At 72.9% G+C, this 18,942-nt stretch carries 12 protein-coding genes; 4 read left to right on the top strand and 8 right to left on the bottom strand.

Features of this window, described 5'->3' with window-relative positions; genetic code table 11:
- Nucleotides 1-232: 232 nt before the first annotated feature.
- Nucleotides 233-1,561: a right-handed parallel beta-helix repeat-containing protein gene (locus RB608_RS05280; RefSeq protein ID WP_308086764.1), complete on the top strand. Its 1,329-nt coding sequence runs from the start codon at nucleotides 233-235 to the stop codon at nucleotides 1,559-1,561.
- Nucleotides 1,562-1,566: 5 nt separating this feature from the next.
- Nucleotides 1,567-2,790, top strand: coding sequence for a Dyp-type peroxidase (locus RB608_RS05275; protein ID WP_308086763.1), 1,224 nt, complete (start codon nucleotides 1,567-1,569; stop codon nucleotides 2,788-2,790).
- 10 nt (nucleotides 2,791-2,800) lie between these two features.
- On the opposite strand, the gene RB608_RS05270 is transcribed toward RB608_RS05275, so the two are convergent.
- The 5 genes from RB608_RS05270 to RB608_RS05250 form a co-directional block, all read right to left on the bottom strand.
- The gene (locus RB608_RS05270) at nucleotides 2,801-3,601 is read right to left on the bottom strand and encodes a hypothetical protein (protein ID WP_308086762.1); all 801 of its coding nucleotides are present in this window, start codon (nucleotides 3,599-3,601) and stop codon (nucleotides 2,801-2,803) included.
- A 127-nt stretch (nucleotides 3,602-3,728) separates the two neighbouring features.
- The gene (locus RB608_RS05265) at nucleotides 3,729-8,504 is read right to left on the bottom strand and encodes an SdrD B-like domain-containing protein (protein ID WP_308086761.1); all 4,776 of its coding nucleotides are present in this window, start codon (nucleotides 8,502-8,504) and stop codon (nucleotides 3,729-3,731) included.
- Nucleotides 8,505-8,672: 168 nt separating this feature from the next.
- Nucleotides 8,673-10,247, bottom strand: a complete 1,575-nt coding sequence (locus tag RB608_RS05260) for a LuxR C-terminal-related transcriptional regulator (protein ID WP_308086760.1) — start codon at nucleotides 10,245-10,247, stop codon at nucleotides 8,673-8,675.
- A gap of 227 nt (nucleotides 10,248-10,474) precedes the next feature.
- Entirely contained in the window at nucleotides 10,475-11,137 is a 663-nt protein-coding gene (locus RB608_RS05255; protein ID WP_308086759.1) for a class F sortase, read from the bottom strand.
- Between the two features lie 230 nt (nucleotides 11,138-11,367).
- Nucleotides 11,368-12,060, bottom strand: coding sequence for a response regulator transcription factor (locus tag RB608_RS05250; protein WP_308086758.1), 693 nt, complete (start codon nucleotides 12,058-12,060; stop codon nucleotides 11,368-11,370).
- 304 nt (nucleotides 12,061-12,364) lie between these two features.
- On the opposite strand from RB608_RS05250, the gene RB608_RS05245 reads away from it, so the two are divergent.
- The gene (locus tag RB608_RS05245; protein ID WP_308086757.1) at nucleotides 12,365-14,164 is read left to right on the top strand and encodes a hypothetical protein; all 1,800 of its coding nucleotides are present in this window, start codon (nucleotides 12,365-12,367) and stop codon (nucleotides 14,162-14,164) included.
- A 114-nt stretch (nucleotides 14,165-14,278) separates the two neighbouring features.
- On the opposite strand, the gene RB608_RS05240 is transcribed toward RB608_RS05245, so the two are convergent.
- Nucleotides 14,279-14,950: a hypothetical protein gene (locus RB608_RS05240; RefSeq protein ID WP_308086756.1), complete on the bottom strand. Its 672-nt coding sequence runs from the start codon at nucleotides 14,948-14,950 to the stop codon at nucleotides 14,279-14,281.
- A 150-nt stretch (nucleotides 14,951-15,100) separates the two neighbouring features.
- Here RB608_RS05240 and RB608_RS05235 point away from each other — a divergent pair, with 150 nt between their 5' ends.
- The gene (locus tag RB608_RS05235; RefSeq protein ID WP_308086755.1) at nucleotides 15,101-17,449 is read left to right on the top strand and encodes an ATP-binding protein; all 2,349 of its coding nucleotides are present in this window, start codon (nucleotides 15,101-15,103) and stop codon (nucleotides 17,447-17,449) included.
- A 5-nt stretch (nucleotides 17,450-17,454) separates the two neighbouring features.
- On the opposite strand, the gene RB608_RS05230 is transcribed toward RB608_RS05235, so the two are convergent.
- Complete coding sequence (locus RB608_RS05230; RefSeq protein WP_308086754.1) at nucleotides 17,455-17,742, bottom strand: hypothetical protein; 288 nt, start codon at nucleotides 17,740-17,742, stop codon at nucleotides 17,455-17,457.
- Complete coding sequence (locus RB608_RS05225; protein WP_308086753.1) at nucleotides 17,739-18,932, bottom strand: zinc-dependent metalloprotease family protein; 1,194 nt, start codon at nucleotides 18,930-18,932, stop codon at nucleotides 17,739-17,741. Before RB608_RS05225 ends, RB608_RS05230 begins: the two co-directional genes overlap by 4 nt.
- Nucleotides 18,933-18,942 lie beyond the last annotated feature (10 nt).

Here is an 18,942-nt window from a genome sequence, read left to right as displayed (position 1 = left end):
GACCTCCTTGTTCTGTGCGTCCGCGCAGATCAAGGAGAAAGTTTACGCGGATCGACCATTCTCACCACTGATCTGCACGAACGCGCGGCTTTCGGCAGTCGCCCACGCCTTCGCCATCGGGGTGACCCGAATTCACCCGTCCGCAGCTGGCCGGTGGGGCCGTGCGCCGCGGGAGCCCGGGGCTGACTACCGTGGGCCTGCGCACCGACGTACGAAGGAGCAGTGGTCGCCCGTGTCCGCAGTCCGACCTGCCGCAACGCTGCTCGCCGTTCTCCTCGGCGCCACCTGGCTGGGCGGGTGCTCCTCCGCCGACGAGGATCCGGAGCCGGCGGCCCCCGCCGCAGAGCGGTCCGAGGTCGTGCGGGTCCCCGAGGACGCGCCGACCCTCGGCGAGGCGCTGGAGTCGGTCGCCGAGGACGGCCTCGTCCTCGTCGGCCCCGGCACCTATCCCGAGCAGGTGCTGGTCGAGGTGCCGGGTGTCACGATCCGCGGCACCGACCGCAACGCGGTGGTGATCACCGGCGAGGGCCGGCGCACTTCCGGGATCGTCGTGATCGCCGACGGCGTCACCGTCGAGAACCTCACCGTCACCAGTACGACGCTCTACGGCGTGCTGTTCACCGGCGTGCACGAGGGCCGCGACGTGCTGACCCCGGGCCAGGACGGCTACGAGTCGTTCGACCCGGAGCGCTTCCCGCCACTGGAGCGCTTCCGGATCGACCACGTGACCGCCACCAACAACGGCCTCTACGGCATCTATGCGTTCAACACGCGGCACGGCATGATCGTCGACTCCTGGGCGTCGGGTTCCGCCGACAGCGGGATCTACGTCGGCCAGTGCCGTGAGTGCGACACCGTGGTGGCCGGCAATGTCACCGCCCGCAACGCGGTCGGCTTCGAGAACGCCAACGCATCCGACTCCCTGTCGATCGTCGGCAACCGGTTCAGCGACAACCGGGTCGGGATGACCCTCACCTCCAACTACCAGGAGGCGTTCGTCCCCCAGCGCGGCAACCTGGTCGCCGGCAATGTCATCACCGACAACAGCGAGGCGCGGTCGCCCACCCAGGCCGACGGCGGCTGGGGCATCGGCATCGGCGTGGGCGGCGGGCAGGACAACCGCCTGGTGCGCAACCTGGTCGCCGGCAACCCGCGTGCCGGCGTGCTCCTCGACAGCGTCGAGGACGTCCCGAGCACCGGGAACACCCTGGAGGGCAACGCCTTCCGCGGCAACGGGGTCGACCTCGCGAACACCTCCGACGCGCTCGCCCCGGCCACCGGCAACTGTGTCGCCGACGCGGCCGGGCTGTCGCTCCTCCCGCTCGACCTCCTCGACCGCTGCGGCGCCGGCGACCAGCCGGCGGCGACCGGGGCCGACCTGCCGGGCGGCCAGGCACCCGCGGGGATGAGCTTCCTCGAGGTGCCGCTGCCGGGTGAGCTGCCGTCGCTCGACGCCACGGACGACGTACCGGTCCCGCTGCCTGCCACGATCATCCATCCGGACCTGGGCACGATCACGGTCCCGCCGGCGTCCCTGCTGGCCGACGTCGGGCGGGGCTAGGGCCGGTGGACGAGGAGCGGCAGCCGGCGACGAGCCGGCGGCGGCTGCTGGCCGGGTCCGCCGCCGGCCTGGTCGTCGGCGGCGGAGGTGGCCTCTGGGCCGGGACCCGGTGGGGCAACGACGCGACGACGACGCCTGCCGCGTCCGCACCCCCGACAGGAGCCGCCGGCCCCGACGGGCGCGGCTCCCCCGTCGCGGCGACCGGGGACCGCCAGGCCGGCGTCGACCGGCCCGCCACTCCTCCGCGCCAGCTGGCATTCGTCGTTCTCGGCGAGGGTGCGGGCGCGCCGCCGGACCGGGCCGCCGTCGCCGCCCTGCTCGCCCGTCTCGGCGAGGACATCGACGCGCTGACCGCGACCGACCCGGCGGATCCGAGGATGCCCGACGGGCCGGGGAACCTGACCGTCCAGGTGGGGATCGGCGCCGCCTGGGCGGACGCCGCCGCGCCGGGTCTCGGCGACCGGGTGCGACTGCCCGCCTTCCGCGGCAGCGACGCGCTGCCCGACGAGCTGCGGGACGGCGACCTGGTGCTGGCCGTCGCGGCCGACGATCCCGCGCTCCCCGACCACGTCGTCGACCTGCTGCTCGCGGGTCTGGCCGGACCCCACGGGCTGCGGGTGCTCTGGGTCCAGCGGGCCTTCCGCTCGCCCGGCGAGGGTGCGGTCGTCCGCAACCCGCTCGGCTTCCGCGACGGCATCATCCAGCCGGCGGACGCGGCCGCCATGGACGGCGGGGTCTGGATCGCCGACGGACCCGCCGCGGGCGGGACGATCGGCGTCGTCCGCCGGTTCGTCCTGGACACCGCGGCCTTCGGCGCGCTCGATGCCGAGGCCCAGGCATCCGTGATCGGGCGCCGCCCCGACGGTACGCCGCTGAGCGGCGGGGATCCCGACGGCGAGGTCGACCTGACGGCGAAGACCCCGCACGGGGAGTACCTGGTGCCCGCCGACTCCCACGCGCGGGCCGCCCACCCCTCCTTCACCGGCTCCCCGCTGATGGCCCGCCGCAGCTACGCGATCCGGATCGACGGCGAGGGCATCGCTCCGCGGCCGGGACTGCTCTTCTGGAGCTTCCAGAACGACGTGGCCGTCTTCGCCCGCACCCAGCAGCGGATGGACCGCGTGGACCGGCTGATGGACTTCGCGACACCGACCGCCGAGCTGGGCTATCTCGTGCTGCCGGGGTTCACCGCGGACCGGCCGCTCGGCAGCGGCCTCTTCGGGGCCTGACGCCGCAGCGTCAGCCTCCGGTGCGCGACGCCAGCACCTCGGCGGCCCGGGCGCGCAGCGCCTCGTCGGCACCGTCCGACGCGGAGTCGGCGCCGTCACGGACCACGTCGATGCGAGCGAACTCGCCCTGGGCCTGGCCGAGATAGGCCTCGAAGCGGAGCAGCGCACCGTCCTCGTCGATCCAGTACCGGGTCCGACCGTCCCCGGCCGACCCGCCCTCCGCCGACGGCGACGCCGTCGCCGCGGCCTGCTGGGGACCTTCGAGGACGGAGACCTTCGCGCCGTCCACCTCGTCGGAGCGCAGGTAGCGGGCCGTGCTCTGCCGCAGCAGCGCGGGGTTCTCCGGCCGGTCGCTGCCCAGGTTGAGGGCGAGCGCCAGGAAGACGTCGTGGGGGTACTGCGTCGACAGCGCGCGCTGGGTCCACGCTCCCGGAGCGGGAGGTGGGTCGCCGGCCGCGCCGGGGGCCGTGGCGACCGTCGCCAGGTCCCAGGCGGCGAAGCCGCCGTCGGTCTCGCCGCCCTCGCGAGTCTCGAAGGTGCCGTAGGCCAGGTGCTCGCGCAGGTCGAGAGTGATGGCGTAGGAGATCGCGGGCGAGCCCGGCCAGGCCATGGCCACGCGTACCGGGGAGGCGGAGTAGAGCTGGAAGCGCACCAGCGCCAGGGCCTCGGCCTCCGCGCCGCTCAGCGGCCGCGGCTTCTCCGGCGGCGGCGCGGCGTCGTCGTCCGATCCGCATCCGGTCGCCGCCACGGCCAGGCCCGCGGCGCCGAGCGCGCCGCCGAGCAGGGTCCTGCGCTGCACTCGTACCGTCATCTGCCGCTTCCTTCGTCCTCGCCCGCCCGGAACCATGTTCTCGGACCGCCCCTGACGAACCTCACCCCGGGTCCCGCTGACGCGGGAGCCCGGGGTGACGTTCGTCCGTGCTACTGAGCCCCCCAGCTCAGCTCACGGGGACCAGGGTGACCACCAGGTTCTTGCGGTAGTGGAACCGGCCGTTGCCGTAGGTCACCTTGTCGGTGCAGGTGACCAGCTGGACCCGCGACTGGCTCGTCATCGAGAACAGCTTCTTGGGCAGCAGCTTGGACCGGAGGTACCGCTTGGTCTTGACGACCTGGTACGTCCTGACCACGCCCGCCTTGTCGGTCAGCTCGACCGTCTGGCCCTTCTTCGCCTTCTTGAGGTCGAAGAACGCGCCGGGCCGGTCGTGGTTGTCGGAGACGTGACCGACGATGACCGCTGTACCGATGACGTCACCCAGCTCGGCCGAGGTCCGCAGCCAGCCGGTGAGGTTCCGGTTGCCGGGGACGTTGGCCTTCTTGCCGGTCAGGCCGATCGGCTTGACCTTGGCCTGGATGCCGAGCTTGGCGAACCCGAGCTTGGCCGGCCGCGTCTTGCGGGCCGCGCCGCTGCGGTCGGCGCTGCCCTCGAAGCCGGTGTCGATCACCCGGACCGGGTTGACGGCCCGGCGGACCAGGCTGGTCTCCTCCTTCAGCCCACACGCGTGGGTCGCGGCCTTGTTGAGGTCGTCGGCGGTCGTGCTGGCCACCCAGGTGTAGTGACCCGGTGCGTTCACCGTGATCGACGGTGTCCGCACCGTGCCGTTGGCCGGGGTGAACGCCACCGTGCCGACCGCGGTCGCGGGCGTGCAGGTCGCGGCGCCCGGGCTGCTGAACGGGCCGTACAGCGTGGCCGAACCGGTCGACGTACCGCCGGGGCGGAAGCCGCTGATGGTGACGACGTCCGACAGCGCGACCCCGACCTTGGCGGTGGCGTGCGACGTCTGGGTCGTCAGCGTCACGTCGTTGGGCAGCAGCACGAACCCGAAGTCCAGCGTCAGATCCTGGTCGCCGTCGTCGGTGAGGTCGCCCGACGTTGCCGACCACGTCGACGAGTCGGCTCCCCGGTCGCCACCCGCACCGGCCTGCGTCGGCCCGTACGGCGCCAGCGCCGTCTGCGTCGACGGGGCGTCACGGTCGATGGAGACCGTGTAGTGCTGCCCGGCCGGCAGCACCGGCAGGTCGTCGAACAGGTACTTCCCGTTGGCGTCGGTGGTGACCGGGCCCACGGGGTTGCCGTGAATGTCGGTCACCGTCTCGCCGCGCGGACCGGTCAGGACCAGCACGACACCCGGGATGCCCGACTCGCCCGCGTCCTGGATGCCGTCCCGGTCGGCGTCGGCCCACACGAAGTCGCCGACGGAGACCGCCGGACGGACGAAGCCGAAGTCGAGGGTCGGGTCCCGGTCGCCGTCGCCGGTCAGGTCACCCGACTCCGCCTCCCACGTCGAGGAGTCCGTGCCCGGCGTTCCCTGACCGGTCTGGGTCGGGATGTAGTCGGACAACGCGGCGATCGTGGACGGGTCGGTCCGGTCGATCTTCACCGTGTAGTGCTGGCCGGCCGGCAGCACCGGCAGGTCGTCGAACGAGTAGTTGCCGTCGGCATCCGTGGTCACCGGTCCGACCGGGTCGCCGTTGACGTCGGTCACTGGCTCGCCGTCCGGACCGACGATCGTGAGCACGACGCCCTCGATCCCGGGCTCCCCGGCGTCCTGGACGCCGTCACGATCCGTGTCCGCCCACACCAGGTCGCCGACCGACACCTTCGCCGGCACGAAGCCGAAGTCCAGGGTCATGTCCCGGTCCTGGGCCTGCGTGAGCGGCCCGGACGTGGCGCTGCCGGTCGAGGAGTCCTGGGCGGGATCGCCGCCCTGTCCTGCCTGGGTCGGCACGTACGGCGCGAGCGCGGGCTGGCCGTTGTCGATCGTCACCGTGTACCGGTCGTCCGGGTCAGGCAGGACCGGCAGGTCGGTGAAGACGTAGTGGCCGTTCGCGTCCGTGGTGGTCGTCCCGATCACGTTCCCGTCCGGGCCCAACAGGGTCAGGGTCACCCCGGGGATGCCGGGCTCGCCCGGGTCCTGGATGCCGTCACCGTCGCTGTCGACCCACACGTAGTCGCCGACCGAGACCGGCTTCGGGGTGAACCCGAAGTCGAGGGTCAGGTCCTTCGCGCCCGCGGTGGTCAGCTCTGTCGAGTCGGCCGTCCACAGCGAGGAGTCCAGCGCGGGGTCGCCGCCCTGGCCCGCCAGTGTCGGGTTGTACGGCGCGAGGGCGGTCTGCGTCGACGGCGCCGTCTGGTCGATGGTCACCGTGTAGTGCTCGCCGGGCGGCAGCACCGGCAGCTTGTCGAACACGTAGTGACCGTTCGCGTCGGTCGTCACCGGGCCCACCGGGTCACCGTTGACGTCGACGACCGGATCGCCGTTGGAGTCCGTCAGCTCGAGCACGACGCCTTCGATCCCGGGCTCGCCCGGGTCCTGGATGCCGTCGCCGTCGCTGTCGACCCACACGTAGTTGCCGACCGACACCGACGCCGGGCTGAAGCCGAAGTCGATGGTGTGGTCGTTCTCGCCACGGTTGCCCGTCGTGATCGACGCCTGCGGATAGTTGGCGACGATCGTGCCGTCGGAGTCGAGGCGGTCCTGCTCGGGACCGGTGCCCTGGTCCTCGTCCGAGAGCCCGACTCCGGCCAGCTTCCCGCTGCCGGTGTAGTCCTCCGGCTTGTCGAGCCGGATCACGTAGTCGGTGTTGAACTCGACGTCGTCGTCGATCGAGTCGAAGTAGTACTCACCACGGCTGTTGGTCACGGTCGTCGCCACGAGGGTGACGCCGTCGGCGGCGTACAGGTTCACGGTGACACCGGCGATGCCGTCCTCACCCGCGTCCTGGATGCCGTCGTCGTTCGTGTCGTTCCAGACCCGGTTACCGATCTGGATCGGCGCCAGGTCGCAGAGCACCTCCATGTCGGCCATGCCCTGGCCCTTGCTGAAGTTGTCGGCACCGGTGATCCGGTTGCCACCGCCGTTGCCACCGTTGGCCTGCAGGCTCTCGGGCGAGGTCGGCTGGGTGCCGCCGTCACCCGAGATGAGCGGCTGGCCGGTCTCGCGGTCGAGGCGGAAGTAGCCCTGCGTGAAGATGCCGCCGGCCGGGTCCATCGCGCTGCTGACGATGCCGCGCTCGCCGCGGCTCAGCGCGAGACCACCGAAGGCCTCCTCCTCGTGGACACCACCGTCGCCGCCGAAGTACTCGTCCGACACCGCGGTCTGGGCCCGGTTCTCCTTGCCGCAGCCACCGTTGATGTCGAGCACGAAGTCGCCGCCGCCCGCCGGGGGGCAGGCCTTGTTGATGTCACCGGCGACGACATAGTCGATGACGCCGACGAGGGCGCCGGTGCCGTCGGTGTTGGCGTAGTAGCGCGAGCTGGCGCCCATCTGCTGGTCACCGGTGCGGTCGCGGAAGGCCATGACGAGGTCACCGTTGTTCTCGATGACGATGTCGTCCATCCACGCCTGCGGGTCGGGCAGCCGGCCGCCGCTCTTGAAGTTGCAGCTGATCCCGTCCATCCACGGGCGGAAGGTCGTGCTGTGCACGCCGTCCGCGGTGTCGCGCGGGTCGCACTGCGCGGCGAGGAACCACTGCGCCTCGCGCTTGCGGTTGATCGTCTGGTCCATGACCGTGCCGGTCTGGGTGTAGGTCGATGCGTCGAAGCTCAGGATGATCGCCCGCTGATCGGCGGGGTTCTGGGTCGACTCGGCCGAGCAGACGCCACCGACGTAGAGCACGCCGTTGCGCTCACCGAGCGCGCCTGGGCGCCAGTCGGAGGCCGCGGCGCAGCCGGGGTTCGCGGACAGGTCGACGACGTGGGTCGGTGCGCCCATGGTGGCGGCGGTCGCGTCGTACACGTAGAGCTTGCGGTCGTTGAGGTTGATCACCTGGAGGTCGTCGCCGTCCTCGGAGATGTCGAGGTCACCCAGCGACTCCTTGCCCACGGCGGGGGCGAAGTCCCAGTCCTGGCGCAGGCCGGCGGTCTCGAAGCTGTGGGCGCGGGTGCCCGGGTTGGGCACCGTTCCCCACACGGTGGTCGCGCCACCGTCGCGCGGCGTCACGTAGATGGCACCGGCGCCGCCGGGGCCGTAGGCGATGCCGCGCTTGGCGAAGGCCGCCGAGAAGATCCGCTTGTCCTGCTTGCGGTAGCCGATGCCGTAGACCGCGCCGGTGTCGGCCTTGGTGGCGATCGAGGTCTTGCCGCGGTCGTTGCCCCACGCCCGGTAGGGGGCGGTGAAGAGGGTCTCGGCAGTGCCATTGTTCGCGAGCGCGCCGCCGGGCGTGAAGATCGGCTGCTGGCAGGCGTTGACGATCAGCGGGTTCGACTGGCAGTAGTCCCGGACGTCCCAGAAGGCGGTCGTGACGTCGACCGTCTTGTCGGCCGCCACCGTCACGAACTCGTCGTTCGAGGAGAGCCACTTGGCGCTGGGGGTGTCGGCTGTGCCGGTCTTCTCCCGAGCGAACGCCGGCTGGAGGGTCGCCGGGTCGGGGTTGATCGCCTGCACCCGGTAGCTGCCGGGCGTGCCGACGACGGTGACGAGACCGTCCGCGTCCGTGGTCAGGTCCTGGGTGACACCTGCGGCGTCCGTGACCCGCACGGTGACGCCGGCCAGCCCGGGCTCGACGAACGGGTCGTCCCAACTGCCGTTGCCGTTGTAGTCCTGGACCACCCGCACCTTCACCGTGCCGTCGCCCGGTGCCGCGTACGCCGGAGTGGCGATCTGCGTCCCGCCCAGCACCGCCATCCCCGACACTGCCACGACCAGGGCCGTCAGTCGTCGGGCGGCGTATCTCGGCACGGGCGGCGCCAACTGTTCGAACCAGCGCTTCTTCAACGTGTCACTCCTCGGTCGGGGCATGCCGTGGACATGCGCGCGATCGTATTTCCGGGTCGGACCGCCCGGACGGTTTCGGTAAAAAGAGATGAACGGGGGCGAGTGGCACTCACCCCGGAGTCCCGAAAAGGGCTCACCAGACAGGACGGATCGGCGCCTCGGGGCATCTCAGGCCCCCGACCAGTCGGGGACGTCATAGGTCCATTCGGGCGGCATCAGGGCGACTTTCCGCAGCACCTCGCCACGGCTCGAGACGCCGAGCTTGGCGTACAGGCTGCGGATCTGGGTCTTGACGGTGTTGATCGAGACCCCCAGCCGATCGGCGATGTCGGCGCGGGCGGTCCCCTCGAGCAGCAACCGGAAGACCTCCCGCTCGCGCGGCGACAGCGGGGCCGACAGCGCCGGGCCCGGCACCCAGCCGCCCGCCGCGTCCCGGGTGGCCTCGGCCAGCTCCGCCGGCAGTCGGCCCTCCCGGAGCGCGAAGGCGACCAAGGGCCGCGGCAGGTACGACACGAACGAGCGCCAGCCCTGCCGACGCGCCAGGTCGACGACCACCCCCAGCAGCCGCCGCGCACTGTCCTCGTCACCACCGGCGAGGCACGCCGCCGCCTCCAGGCCGCGGAGGCGGGCCGACTCACGCGGGGTCAGGTCATGGGCGGACCGGGCCACCCGGGCGGCGTAGCGGACCGTCTCGAACTCCCCACTGACGTAGAGCACCGTCGCCTCGGCGACCGCCGACCACGGCGAGCGGGAGCTGCCCGGCTCGACGGCCACCCAGGCCTCACGGACGTTGCCCAGAGCCAGGTTCAGGTCGGCCTGCGCGGCCCGCGCGACCTCCGACGCGATCCCCTCCCCGGAGTCCGCGGACGCGGCGACCTCCGCCTGGGCCAGCAGGCGCAGGCCGGCCTCGTGCCGACCGGTGAGCAGCAGGAACTGAGCGTGGGCCCAGAGCGCGAGCGGCCACAGCATGCCGTACGACGCGGGCGTGCGCGCCTGCACCATCCGCCCGGCGCCGGGCAGCGCGCGACGGTCGACGAACAGGATCAACCGGGTCAGTCGCAACGCGTCGGCGGTCGCCGTGACCACCCGACCGGGACCGGCCGCGAGCTCCTCGGCCCGGACGAGGTGCTCCTCGGCGGCGAGCAGCTCGCCGGCGACGGCGCACACCAGCGCCAGGTGGGCGCCGAGATGCGCCCGGCCGGCCGGCGACCCATGCAGTCCCTCCGCGTCGTACGCCGTCTGGATCAGGTTGCGGGCCCCGGCGACATCGCCGCCCAGCAGCGCGGTGAGGCCGTACTGCAGGCGGGAGAAGGCGAGCAGCGCCGGGTCCAGGTCGCCGTCGGGTGCGACCGCCGTCCGGGTCGCGACGGGCCGCGCGCCGTCCAGCAGCAGGCGGGCCTGCAGGAGCTGCCCGCTCGCGCGGTGCTGGAGGCTGGAGAGCAGGTGGGCGAGCAGGATCTCGGCGTCGGGTCGGCGACCGCGGCGGATCCGGGCCATCGCCTCGTCGACCAGCGCCCAGGCGCTGTCGCCGGTCACCTGGCCACTGGCCACGGCGACGAACCGGAGCCCGGGCCTGCTGGCGATCGCCTCGGTGGGCAGCCCGTCGACGAAGGAACGCAGCACCGCGGGCTCGCACGTGTACCAGAGCTCCACCCAGTCGGACTCGAACGCGTCGATCGCCTCGCTCACCCGTCCGGCGGCCACCAGCGCGCCGAGGGCGTCGACGGAGGGAACCGTGGACATCGGGCGGACCCTCCTTGCCGGGGCTCGGCCCCGGACCGACCCCGGGGTGCGCTCTGCTGCGTCGGGATGCAGCGTGACGGAGCGCCGGTCCCGGGTGGTGCGATGTCCCCCGGAGACGGCGGTTTTGCCCCCCGATCGGGGGACGCGGCATCACCCGCGGTCAAGGTCGACCGGCCATCAGCCGCCCGGCACCGAGAGGGTCGGCCCTCAGCGGTGGAGCGGTTCGCTCATCCCGTCACCGCACCGTCGGAGACGGGCGTCGCGTACCAGATCGTGCGGTGCGTCCAACGCCCCGGACCGAGCCGCTTGCCCGAGCACACCACGATCACCAGCTGTTCCGGCCCCCACCAGCGGAAGGCCTTCTTGCGGGGCACTTTGGCGGCGGCGTACTTCTTGCGCTTGGTGACCTGGTAGCAGGCGGTCGCGGAGGCCTTGCCGTTGGCGAGCCGAAGCCGGTCACCCACGCCCAGCGAGCGGAGCAGCGCGTTGCCGAGCGCGGAGTTGTCGGGCCAGGTGTGCGCCGCCATGATCACGGTGCCCTTGCCGCCGCCCGGCCGAACCTGCGGGTCGAGGCCCATCAGCCACTTGCCGCGCTTGGTGACCGGTGGCGTGCCGACCGCACCCGCGGGGGTACGGCGCACGCGGACGACGCTCACGGACCGGCCGATCGCCGGGACGCTGGCGGTCGCTGGGGAGAAGGGGCCGGCCGGCGTGGTGCAGGCCGCGGCACGCACCCGCTCGGCCGGGATCGCGTCCGCGCCGGGAACGGCGACACCCCCGAGCGCGGCGGCGACGGCCAGCGCCGCGGCCACGACTGCGCGCGCGGCGCCGCGCCTGCGGGTGACCCGCGCCTGCTCGACCCGCTGCAGTCCGGCTTGTACGGGGGGCATGGGTACCTCCAGGAAGTTGATGCCTGACGTCCGTCGAGATCCTCGCTTCTCCGACGGGGGCGACGAAGACCTGCGGTCCCACACGTCGCCACGGACGCTAGCGGCGCGATCGAGGCGCACCCGGGCTTCCGCAGATCCGGTCGGGAAATGTCCCCCGAAGAGAGGACAGAGCCAGGTGACGAACGCCGACGTCTCCTGCACTCGACACCGTTGGGCACAGGGAACTCGGTCTATCCGCGGTCGTTCTCGACGGGCGACGGAATCATCAGGCCGTCCCGGATCGCCTCCCGGTTGAGGTCGATCTTGGTCCGTACGGGACGGCCCAAGTCGGCGTACTTGACCTTCACCCGCTCGAGATACTTCTTGACGGTGTCGCGCTTCACGCCGAGGGCGACGGCGACCGCGTCGACGGTCAGGCCGGACGCGTAGAGGACCAGGGCGCGCTCCTCCTGATCGCTGAGCCGGGGCCGCTGGGCGTCCCCGGCCATCACGCCCGCCAGCTCCGGAGTGACCCACTGGCGGCGCCGAAGCACCGCCCAGACCGCGGCGACGATGTCCTCCTCCGTGTCCCGCTTGCCCACGAAGCCGGAGACTCCGGCGCGGACCATGGCACGCACGAGCGGCACCGAGGCCATCGCGGAGAGCACCAGGACACGCAGCCCGGAACGGACCAGCCGCTCGACGACGGCCGGGTCCGCGTCGCGACCGCGGTCGACGACGAGGTCGAGGACGATGAGGTGCGGCAGCGCGTGCGGCGAGCCCGCCATCCAGGCCGTCAGCTCGTCGAGTGTCTCGCAGGAGCGCACGACCCGCAGGCCGGGCTGCCGGCTGAGCAGCTCCTCGGTACGCAGCCGCTGCAACCGGTGGTCCTCGACGATCGCGACGCGCCAGTACGCGGGCCCGTCCTCCTCTACCTCTGTCACGGACTGCGCCTCGGTCACGGGTGAGAGCCTTCCTGAAGCTCGCGCCGTCTCACCACCTGCGTCACCCGACATCTGCCGACGTCTCAAGCCCAGCTGAGCCCGTCATCGACCGCATACGGTGTGGGGCTCCCCTGTTCTCGGTGCCGTTCCCTCTCGCCTCGGCCTGGTCCTACGTCGCACGCTCCGTCCCGTCACCCGTTCGGGGGGCATTTGAGCCGAGTTACCCAATTTTGGGGAGCCCGGGCACCGGAAGGGCGCTACAAAACCGGGCATGTCCGCATTGACTACCCCTTCCCGTCGTCGCGTGAGGCTCGCCGGCATCGCCGCGCTGGCCACCGCGACAGCCACGATCAGCATCTTCGGCAGCGTGCCGAGCTCGCACGCCGATCCCGCCCCCGCACCCGAGGAGCCCACCGTGCTCCCCCTCGGTGCGTTCGAGGTGACTCCCGCACCCGGCTCCTGCGCAGCAGTGGTCACCCTCGAGGGCGCCAACGGCGGCACCGCCGTCTCCGGCGGCGACGACGACCCGGAGACGCCCGACGACGACCCGCTGCAGGTCGGCGGCGGCCAGGGCGCCCGGATGCAGTTCCGGATCCCGGTCGCGCCCACCGACGTGATCACCGGCTTCGTCGGCGCCGGCGGCACCGGCGGCGGCCTCGGCGGCGCGTCCGGCGACGACAAGGGCGGCAACGGCGGCACGGGCGGCCACAGCGGTGGTGGTGGCGGTGGCTACACCAACTTCGTCATCAACGGCGCCGAGGTCGCCCTCGCCGGCGGCGGCGGCGGCTCCGGCGGCGGCCACAACCCCGATGAGGGCGGCGGCGGTCACGCCGGTGTGGTCGAGGGCGCCGGCGTCTGGGCCGGCCAGGAGGGCGCCAACGGCAACGACGCCACCGCCGACACGCCCGGGGCACCCGGCGGCGGTGCCGGCGGCGGCACCGACTCCCCCGGTGCTGGTGGCGTCCACGCCACCGACAACGACAACAACGGTGCGGCCGGCGACGGCCGCAACGGCGGCAACGGTGGCGGCCCCAACGGCCTCGACCAGGGCGGCGGCGGCGGCGCCGGCTACTACGGTGCCGGCGGCGGCGCCACCACCTACGGCGACGTGAACGGCGCGAACGGCCTGATCATCGGCGGCGGCGGCGGCGGTGGGTCCAGCTACTTCACCACCGCCCAGGGCGCGGTACTCATCGAGCAGGCCGAGGGCGAGTCGCTGGCCGAGGACGGCCCGAGCCGCAACGGCACCGGCGAGATCGAGTGGGTGCCGTGCAACTACGACCTGTCCGTCACCAAGACGGCCGCGGCCGAGGTGTTCGAGTCCGGCACGCCGGTGACTTACACCCTGGTGGTGACCAACAACGGTTCCGACCTGATGGGCATCGACGACACGGTCACCGTCACCGACGACAAGGCCGGCGGCGGCACCCTGGTGTCGGTCCAGGCCAGCGGCAGCGGCACGCCGTTCACGTGTGACACCGCGGTCGGGGCGGCGATCCCCGCCGACGGCGAGCTCGACTGCTCGCGTCCGGTGGGCGACGACGTCCGCGGTCTCGACAACGGCGAGAAGCTGACCCTCGTCTACAGCAAGGTCCTCACCGGCTCCGCGCCGGTGCTGAACAACGTGAGCGTCACCGACCGCGGCAACCCGGCCAACAACACCGCGGCGGCCACCGTGCAGCCGGCGGCCCCGAGCGTCGCGCTGGTCAAGAAGGCGACACCCAAGAAGGTCGCCAAGCTCGGCCAGAAGATCAAGTACACCTTCACGGTGACCAACACCGGGAACATCGCGCTGAAGACCATCACGATCGCCGAGCAGCAGTTCAGCGGCAAGGGCAGCCTGACCCCGAAGTGCCCGGCGCTCGCGCCGACCGGCCTCGCCCCTGGCGCCAGCATCACCTGCACGGCCAAGTACAAGGTCCACAAGCGTGACCTGGTCGCCGGCAAGGTCGTCAACGTGGCCACGGCCACCGGCACCACCCCCGCCGGCAACCCGGTCCAGTCGCTGCCGTCGAAGGCCAAGGTCAAGACGCCCAAGGTGAAGAAGACCAAGAAGCTGGCGGGTACGCCCGCCACCGGCGCCCGGGGCCTCTCCGGACGCTGATCCAGGCAGACATCTCCCTGGGGGGAGGATGTCCAAGGCGAAGGGGCCGCACCTGACCGGGTACGGCCCCTTCGTCATGCGTGGACCGGGCCTGGGTGGCGCGCGGGTCCATCGTCACCCGCGCTCGACGTACCCGTCGTCGAGGGCGATCCGGCTGAGGTCGACCTTCGAGCGCACCGGCCGGCCGGCGGCGGCGTACTTCGCCTTCACCCGGGCGATGTAGGTCTTGGCCGACTCCGACTTGACGCCCAGCGCCTCGGCGACCGCGCCGAGGGTCAGTCCGGAGGCGTAGAGGACGAGAGCCCGCTCCTCCTGGTCGCTGAGCTGCGGGCGGTCGACGTCGGCCGCGATGACGGCCGCCAGGTCGGGCGTCATCCACTCTCCTTGACGCAGCACCGTCCACACGGCGTCGATGACGTCCTGCTCGGAGTCGCGCTTGCCGACGATGCCGGCCACGCCGGCCTTGATCACCGAGCGGACCAGGCCGGGCGACGCGAGCGCGGAGAGGACCAGCACGCGCAGACCGGCATCGATCAACCGGGCGACGACATCCGGGTCCACGCTCGGTCCGCGGTCGACACTGAGGTCGAGGACGAGCAGGTGGGGACGGCCGGGCACCGGGGTTCGCTGGACCCAGGCCAGGAACTCCGGGAGCGTGCTGCAGCTCGCGACGATGGTCAGTCCCGACTCACGTCCCAGGATCTCCTCGGTACGGCGACGCTGCAGCAGGTGGTCCTCCACCAACGCCACGCGCCAGACCTCGGTCTTCGCCTCCCCCGCGCCCACGGAACGCATTCTGGCAGGTCCGGCATCCGACTGTGCACAGGTGAGTCGAACTCACCCCCGCTCCCGGGTGTCGGAGGACGTCGCGGCCGGATCGGCGCGAAGGTGCCGACTGCCGCCGCGACCGGGCGGCCGGTGCGGCAAGGTGGTCGGGTGCAGATCGTCCGAGTGCCCGGTCGTGGGCAGCGCCGGGACCTGGTCCACCGCCTGGTCCGAGACCTGCTCCGGCGGACGTCGCCCTTCGTCCCGGACCTCAGCGGCTGGGCGACCCGCAGCCTGACCGACGCGCTGACCCGTGCCTTCCTGGTGGGGACCGCCGGCTGGCAGGTCGTCATGCTGCTCGCCGTCGTCGCGTCGCCCGGCCCGGTGTCCGCTCTGCTCCCCCTGCTGGCGGCTCATGCCGCGGCGCTGGTCGCGACCCTCGCCACGCGGGCCGGCCGACTGCCGACCTGGGTGCCGGTGCTGGCGGTCTACGCGCTCTTCCTCGCCGACTGGGCGGCGGCCGACTCGATGGACGACCCGCTGCTGTTCGCGGCCTGCTGGATGATGAACCTCGGTGGCGTCACGCCGGCGTTCGTCCTGCGCGGGCGTACGGCGCTGGTGCTCCCAGCACTCTCGTCGGTACTGGTGCCCGCCGCCATGCTGGCGCTGCGGCCCGATCTGCCGACGACCCTGCCTGTTGCGGTCGTCGTCACCGTGTGGGCCATCGTGCTCGCCACGCGGGTCGGGCAGTCGTATCTCTTCGACTTCGCGGCCCGGGCCGACGCCGAGGCCGCGGCGGCGCACCGTGACCAGGCGGCCGTGGCGTCCCAGGCGGCCGCCAGCCGCGCGGCGGCCGAGGACACCCGGGTGCTGCACGACACGGTGATCAACACCCTGGCCGCGATCGCCAGCGGCGGCGGCGCGGTCCGCGATGCCGAGGCGGTCCGCCAACGCTGCGCCCGCGACATCGCGACCGTCACCGCGCTGCAGGCCGGTGCCGAGCCGATCGGCGACGACGACGGCATCCGCACGGCGTCGTACGACGCCCGGATCCGGGTCCGCCATCTGGGGCTGGATGACGCCGCGCTCACGACGATCGAAGACACCCTGGCGCCCCTGCGCCTGCGCGCCCTACGGCGCGCGACCACCGAGCTGGTCCAGAACGCGGCCAAGCACGCCGGCGTCGACGAGGTCCGGGTGCATGCGGAGACGCACGGCGGTGATCTCGTCGTCACCGTGGCCGACGACGGTGTCGGCTTCGACCACCGGGCCGCTCGCGCCGGGCGCGCCGGTGGGCTGACCACGTCGGTGTTCGACCGGGCGCGCGAGGCCGGCATCGACGTCGATCTCGACACGGCCCCGAGTGCCGGGACGCGGGTCCGACTCACGGTTCCCGGCGGATCCGCCCCCATGGCGCGCCCCGACCGCCGGGGTGACATCACCCGCATCGTGCGGGTCCTGCGGCGGCGGGCCTGCCTCGTCTACGCCGCCGGCGTGTCCGCTGTCGGCTTCGTGCTCGCGGTCGGCAACCATCCCGGCGAGCTGACGTCGGAGTACCTCATGGCGACCATCGCCACCCTCGGCACCGCCCTGGCCTGGTGGTGCACCCGGAACCGGCGGACGCTGCCGGCCTGGGCGGCCCTCGTCCTCGCGGGCGCGTGTGGCGTGGCCTTCGTGCTCTCCGCGGCCGCCGTCGACTACGGCCGTGACGATCCGGTGCTGTGGCAGGCCGTCGGTGCCACCGGGCTCCTCGTCCTCCTCGCCGAGCTGGGGCCACGCCCGACCACCATCGCGTGGGCGGGCCTCGGATACGCCGCCGTGGTGCTCACGGTCGCCGTCGCTGTCGGAGAGTCCTCCTCGGCCGCCCGGACCATCGTGCTGATCGCCGGTGCCGCGGCGCTCGGACTGATCGGAGCGTGGCGGAGTTTCCAGCACGCGATCGGCGCGATCGGCGTCCGCGCCGCCGCCGATCAGCGCGCCGCCTGGGCCGCGCGCACCCGGCTGGTCGAGCGCGAGGCCGCCGACCGCGCCCGGGCCCGCTGGCGCACGGTCGGGCTGAACCGCTCCCTCGGGCTGCTGGAGACAGCGCGCGTGGCCGTCGATCCCGGAGATCCGGCACTGCGGGCACAGTGCGCGGTCGAGGAGGCCTATCTGCGTCAGCTCACCCTGCTCCATCCGGATCTGGTGCACATGGGCGAGTGGTTCGCCCGGGCCCTGAGCGACGCCCACGACCAGGGTGTGCGCCTGGTCGTGCGCGCCGGCGGCGAGGACCTGCCCGGAGACGTCTCGGCGGAGCTGGGAAACCTGCTGCTCTCCGTGGTGGCCGACACGCCGCCCGGCCAGGAGCTGACGGTGACCCTCTTCCCCGTACCGACCGGTGCGCGGATGACGCTCGTCGGCGCCCATCCGCACCTCGGCGCCGGCGTCCGCGCGACCGCGGGGCCGCTCGCCGCCGGCGCCCGGGTGCTGGCCGTCGCCGACCAGGAGGTCGCGGAGATCGTCGTCGGCATCAGCGCCTGACTCGATCAGACGTTGTCCGTCGGCGGACGGAGCGGAAGGAGGCGCACCGAGACCTGCTCGTCCACGGGCAGCGAGCCGTTGGCGCGCGTCTCCAGCTCGGCCGCACTCGCAGCGGCCAGCGCGCTCGGGAAGGGGCCGAGATACTCCGTCAGCCACGTGCTGCGGACCATGACCGCGTAGGGCTGGTCCATCCGGGCGACCAGCTCCTGCGCCCAGAGCTCGACGATCCGGTCGAGCCTGCGGGTGGACTCTCCGGGGTCGTCGCCCGCGGCGCCTTCACGAGGTGGGATCACATCTGGTGGACACGCGACCCGACGTTTGATGATGCGCATGCCGTCAGTTGCCCGGACGCGTGGGCTCGGGATCGCCGGCCGGGTTCAGCCGGCCGCGCCGGAGCGGCGGGTCCGGGGGCGACGGTGACGACCGCGGTCCCGTCGTCCACGCTGTCGACCTCGACCCGCCAACCGTGGCCCGACCAGGGGTCCTCGCCGGCCTGCAACAGGTCGGTGTACGGCGGGGCGCTCCGCTGCGCGATGTGCCGGCGCCGGAGCGGGTCGCACGGCGTGCCACACGCCGCTGCCGACGCGTCGACCCAGGTGATCGCGATGCCCGACTCGGGGAGATGGCGGTCGAGACCGTCCGCGGTCAGCAGCTCGACGGTGAGGAACCGGTCCGCGGTCAGCGGCAGCTCGAGCAGGCGCAATCCGGCCGGGCCGGCCGAGCGGCTGATCCGGTACGTCGAGGCGGTGCCTTCCCGACGTACCCGGACCACGTCGCTCGCCGGGATCCATCCGGCGTCCGCCAGGTTGACGCCGAGCGTGCCGCCGGCGTGGTGCTCGTCCGGGAACACGGCGCGCGGCGCGGTGCTGTCGCTCATCATGTCCAGCGCGCTGTCGTACTCCCCCGCCGGGCTTCCGGAGTGCGGCCAGCCCAGGGTGTGCCCCAGCTCGTGCTCGACCAGGTCGAAGGCCGGGAGCGGGCCCCAGGCGGGGTGGAAGTCGCTGGCGCCGACGTACGCCCCGCGCCGGGAGACGCTCGCCGGACAGGGTGCGTCTGCCTGCGCGCAGCGCGCACCGGGGTTGCCGAGACCGCCGTGGGCGTCGGCACGGTGCTCCGCGTTCGCGACGGCCAGGACGACGTCCGCCGTACGGCGCGACCCGTCCTGGGCCCGCGCCATGCACTCCTCCCCGCCCTCGTCGGCACGCAGGGACAGGACCCCGCCGGCGACGAAGCGCGGGACGTACCGGCCGTGGGAGAGGGCCGCGAAGTAGCGCCGCACGTGCTCGTCGAGCTGGTCCGCGACAGTGGCCGGGTCGAGATCGAGCCGCAGCGGCGACGGCTGGTAGACCGGAGCCCCGGTGTCGAGCGGGACCGCGCAGACCCAGACCTCGATGGTGTCCTGGTTCCCGGCCGGGGGCGGCCGGCCGGCGGTCCCCGGGAGCGGTCCCGAGAGCGCCAGCAGGCCGACCGCCGCCAGCGCCACCAGGACCCAC

This window comes from Nocardioides sp. LHD-245, from assembly GCF_030929495.1.
Lineage (GTDB): Bacteria > Actinomycetota > Actinomycetes > Propionibacteriales > Nocardioidaceae > Nocardioides.
Note: the sequence above shows the minus strand (reverse complement) of the source record. Positions and strands in the feature narration are given on the sequence as shown.

Bases quoted from the DNA above. Each gene is read 5' to 3' on its own strand.
- RB608_RS05260 (WP_308086760.1), bottom strand. From the start codon at position 10,247: ATGTCCACGGTTCCCTCCGTCGACGCCCTCGGCGCGCTGGTGGCCGCC.
- RB608_RS05255 (WP_308086759.1), bottom strand. From the start codon at position 11,137: ATGCCCCCCGTACAAGCCGGACTGCAGCGGGTCGAGCAGGCGCGGGTC.
- RB608_RS05270 (WP_308086762.1), bottom strand. From the start codon at position 3,601: ATGACGGTACGAGTGCAGCGCAGGACCCTGCTCGGCGGCGCGCTCGGC.